At 72.8% G+C, this 3,974-nt stretch carries 5 protein-coding genes; 3 read left to right on the top strand and 2 right to left on the bottom strand.

Annotation, left to right across the window (positions count from 1 at the left end):
- Positions 1-728, bottom strand: a 728-nt coding sequence (locus tag G6017_RS16950; RefSeq protein WP_241731567.1) for a patatin-like phospholipase family protein, incomplete at its 3' end; no start/stop codon positions are given.
- Positions 729-933: 205 nt separating this feature from the next.
- On the opposite strand from G6017_RS16950, the gene G6017_RS14150 reads away from it, so the two are divergent.
- The gene (locus G6017_RS14150) at positions 934-1,404 is read left to right on the top strand and encodes a DUF4262 domain-containing protein (protein WP_179523682.1); all 471 of its coding nucleotides are present in this window, start codon (positions 934-936) and stop codon (positions 1,402-1,404) included.
- Positions 1,405-1,441: 37 nt separating this feature from the next.
- A complete protein-coding gene (aroD, locus tag G6017_RS14145) occupies positions 1,442-2,278 on the top strand; it encodes a type I 3-dehydroquinate dehydratase (protein WP_182617935.1) in 837 nt (278 codons plus the stop codon).
- On the opposite strand, the gene G6017_RS14140 is transcribed toward aroD, so the two are convergent.
- Positions 2,250-3,188 carry a LysR family transcriptional regulator gene (locus G6017_RS14140; RefSeq protein WP_182617934.1) on the bottom strand — a complete coding sequence of 313 codons (939 nt, stop codon included), beginning with the start codon at positions 3,186-3,188 and terminating at the stop codon, positions 2,250-2,252. The two genes, aroD and G6017_RS14140, sit on opposite strands and share 29 nt — an antisense overlap.
- A gap of 182 nt (positions 3,189-3,370) precedes the next feature.
- On the opposite strand from G6017_RS14140, the gene G6017_RS16945 reads away from it, so the two are divergent.
- Positions 3,371-3,974, top strand: a 604-nt coding sequence (locus tag G6017_RS16945; RefSeq protein ID WP_241731568.1) for a YeiH family protein, incomplete at its 3' end; no start/stop codon positions are given.

The following is a 3,974-nucleotide window of genomic DNA, read 5'->3' as shown; positions in this document are numbered from 1 at the left end:
CGGGCCGCGACCAGTCTGACCAGGTCCGCGTCCCGCACGTCCGCCGCCGCCGTCCGGATGCGTCCGGAGAGCCTGGCGGTGGTCGCGGTGACGGTGCCACCCTTCTTGGACATCTTCGGATCGGCCACGGCCGAGGGCTCATCGGGGTCCGAGCTCTCCTGGAAGGTGGACCCGCGGATCCCCGCCCGACGCCCGGTCAGCGACACGGCCAGGACCAGGTCGCTCTCCACGGAGGCGAGTGGCTCGAGCGGGACCGGGTTGGTCACGCCGCCGTCGATCATCAGGCGCCCGCCCACGATCGCCGGGGTGACGATGCTCGGGATCGCGAACGACGCACGGACGGCGATATCGGCCGGGCCCCGGGTGAACCACACCTCGCGCCGCGCCCGCAGGTCGGTGGCCACCGCGGTGTAGGGGATCGCCAGATCCTCGATCCGCACGTCATCGAGCATCTCGCCGATCACGCCCATGATCTTGTTGGCGCGGATCGCTCCCCCGCCGGCGAAGGACACGTCGAGCAGCCGCAGGACGTCCCGCTGTGCCAGACCCCGCACCCATTCCTCGAAACGGTCCAACTCGCCGGCCGCGAGCAGCGACCCCACGACCGCCCCCATCGACGCCCCGGACACCCCGACCACCTCGTGCCCGCGCGACTCGAGCTCGCGTATCGCCCCGATGTGCGCGTATCCGCGCGCCCCACCGGAACCCAGTGCCAACGCGACCCTCATCCGGTCCTCCTCCGTCGTCCTCACTCGTGCCCGGTGCCGACACACCGGCGCCACCCCATCAGCGGATTCGCCTCCAGTGTGCACCGGCGCGGCCCGTGTCACCCCGGCGCCGGGCCGACCATGTCGTAGGCGCGGTCTACCTTCACCATCGTATCGAGCACCTGTTCGATCCAGACGATCACCGAGTAGACAACCAGGAGTCCCCGTGTCCCACACCGTCATCCAGTTCCGTCCCGTCGCCGCCATCGACCCCGACATGGCGCGCGTCGCCGCCACCATCGACCGGTTCGGCCTGCACGTGGTCCACGTGGGCGAGGGCTGCGCCTGCGAGGACTGCGAGTCCGCCCCACTGCCACCGGACCAACGGTTCGGCTACACGGTCGGGCTCACCGATCGCGGACACCCGGAACTCCTGGCCCGCGGCCTGGGCGCCCGGGAGACGGCGGCGGTGCTCACCCGGTGGGGCGGGTCCGTCCTGGACGGCCGGGTTCTCGACGCCGGCCACCTGCTGTGCGAGGGCCCCGACGGGCCGACGTGGGAGCTCGTACCGGTCCGGCGCCCCTCCAGGACCCTGCGGTGGGCGGGTCGCTACTACCGCACCGCCGGTACCGGCGGCCTCGCCGCCCTGGAGCTGGTCCCCGCCCGGCGTCCCTGCCCGTGCGACGGGTGCTGCTGAGACCACCGCCCCGGTGGGGCCGTCGTAGGGTCTATCCATGCCCCGACACCGGCTCGTCCTGGACGCCCGTTCGCCGTCGATCATCGTCCCGCTCACGGGACGCGATCTCCCCGAGCTCGCCGAGCAGATCGGTGCGCTGGAGGCCGCCGAGGCCGGGTTCCGGAAGGAACCCGACGGAGCCCTTCCGGCCGGGGGCTCCCCGGACACGGACGGTCTGGTCGACGTGGTCGAATGGCGCGTCGACCTCTACCAACCCTTCACCACCGGGGCCGGGAGTGATCCGGCCCCGGCGGTGCAGGCCCTCGAGCGGATCTCGGCGCTGGTTCCGGGACTGCCGGTCCTCGCCACGTTCCGCACCAGCACCGAGGGCGGGGGTGCGGAGATCTCGCCGGAGGCCTACGTCGCGCTGGTGGAGGCCCTCTCCTCCACGGGCATGGCGGCCGCGATAGACGTCGAGTACCGGCACCCACACGCAGGGGACGCGATCACCGCCGCCCACCGACACCGCATCCCGGTCGTGGCGTCCAACCACGACTTCGACGGGACCCCGCCCGCCGAGGAGATCGTGGCGCGGCTCACCGCCATGGAGGACGCGGGGGCGGACGTGGCCAAGATCGCCGTGACGCCGCGGTCCGCGGCCGACGTCGTGACGCTGCTCGCCGCCACCGAGGAGCGATACCGGACCGCCCGCATCCCGCTGATCACCATGTCGATGGGTGGCCTGGGGGCGGTCACGCGGCTCGGCGGCGGCCCGTTCGGCTCCTCGGCCACCTTCGCCACGGTGGGCGCGGCATCGGCGCCCGGCCAACTCCCGGCCCAGGGGGTCCGCCACGCGCTGGATCTGCTCAGCGGACGGTCCGCCCCTCGGGGGTGATCACGTCCGCGCGCTGGTGGCTCCTCCGCGCGAGGGTCACCAGCTCACCCGCCGGGCCGGTCAACTGACGCGGCGGCCGCCACACCGCGCGCAGTTCCCGTCGCAGGTCCAGCCCGTCGATCTGGATGATCTTCAGGGCGCCCGAGGCCACCTGATCGGCCACTGCGAGCGTGCTCATCCCCGCCGGTCCCACCCCGTCCAGGACGCTGGTGCGGATAGCGGCCGCGCTGGCGAGTTCGAGCAGTGGAGCGGGGCGCTCGTACTCCTGGAGGGCCCGGTCCAGGGTCGTCCGGGTGCCGGACCCCGGCTCCCTCACCACCAAACGCGTGGCGGCGAGCTCGGAGATGGTCACCGGGGTGCGGCGCCGGGCCCACGGATGGGACGGCGCCGCCACCACCACGAGCCGGTCGCGGGCGACGGTGCTGGTGTGCAGCCCGCTGGGCACGGTCGGGGACTCGACGAACCCGACGTCACAGGTGCCGTCCAGAACGAGTTCGGCGACCCTGACGGAATTGTGGACCTGCAGGTGGATGTTCACCTCCGGCAGCACGCCCCTCAGTGCCCCCAGCCAGCGCGGCATGAGGTGTTCTGCCACGGTCATGCTCGACCCCACCGTCAGCGTGGCGGACCGCTCGGACTGCAGGCTCTGCGCCACCTCCAGTAACTGGGTCGTCTCGGCGAGGACCCTCCGCGCCCAGTGGGCGAGCACCGTCCCGTGCGGGGTCAACGTGGCGCCCCGCGGGTGCCGACGCAGCAACGGCGTGCCGAACCGCCGCTCGAGATCCTTGATCGCCCTGCTCGCGTTGGGCTGCGCCATCCCGACCCTCCGGGCCGCCGCGCTCAGGCTCCCCTGGTCGTCGACGCCGATCAGCAGCTCCAGGACGGCCAGGTCGGGCCACCTCCGTGTCATGCAGACAGCATATGGCTCCGCTTCGGGCCATGCCTGTGAGATATGGACGGATACCGGACTGCCGGCTACCGGACGGGCCCGTCCGCGTCCATTCTGGAGACGTGACCACCCCCCTGACCGCCCGGCGACGCGAGCACGGCCACGCAGCGGTGTCGCGGGCCTCGGACTCGGCGACGTCCGGACTGACCGGCGTGCGGGTCAGGGCACGAACGCTCGCCCCGGGCACCGCGTTGACGCTCGCCGGAACAGCGGCGGCGCTGGGGGTCGGCCACCTGGTCCCCACCCTCAACCCGATGCTCGTGGCGATCGTGCTGGGTGCCGCACTCGGCAACACCGTGCGCCTGCCGGCCCGTGCCACCGCGGGCCTGGCGTTCTCCTCGCGCACCCTGCTGCGGGTCGGCATCGCCCTGCTGGGTCTGCAGCTCCTGCTCGGGGACATCACCGCGCTGGGGTGGCAGGTCGTCGCGCTCGTCGTCGTCATCGTGGTCCTGGGAATCGCCGGCACCATGGCGCTGGGGGGCGCGCTGGGTCTCGGCTGGACGCAGCGCCTGCTCATCGCCTGCGGGTTCTCGATCTGCGGCGCAGCGGCGGTGGCGGCCGTGGACAGCGTGTCGGACACCGACGAGGAGGAGGTCCTCACGGCGATCACCCTCGTCGTCATCTTCGGCACCCTGATGATCGTCGCGGTCCCGGTTCTGTCGGGGGCACTGGGCCTGTCGGACACCGTGGCGGGCATGTGGGCCGGCGGATCGATCCACGAGGTCGCCCAGGTGATCGCGGCAGGCG

It is taken from the genome of Dietzia sp. B44, assembly GCF_014145245.1.
In the GTDB taxonomy this organism is placed as follows: domain Bacteria; phylum Actinomycetota; class Actinomycetes; order Mycobacteriales; family Mycobacteriaceae; genus Dietzia; species Dietzia natronolimnaea.
This window is presented reverse-complemented; position numbering and strand designations above follow the sequence as displayed.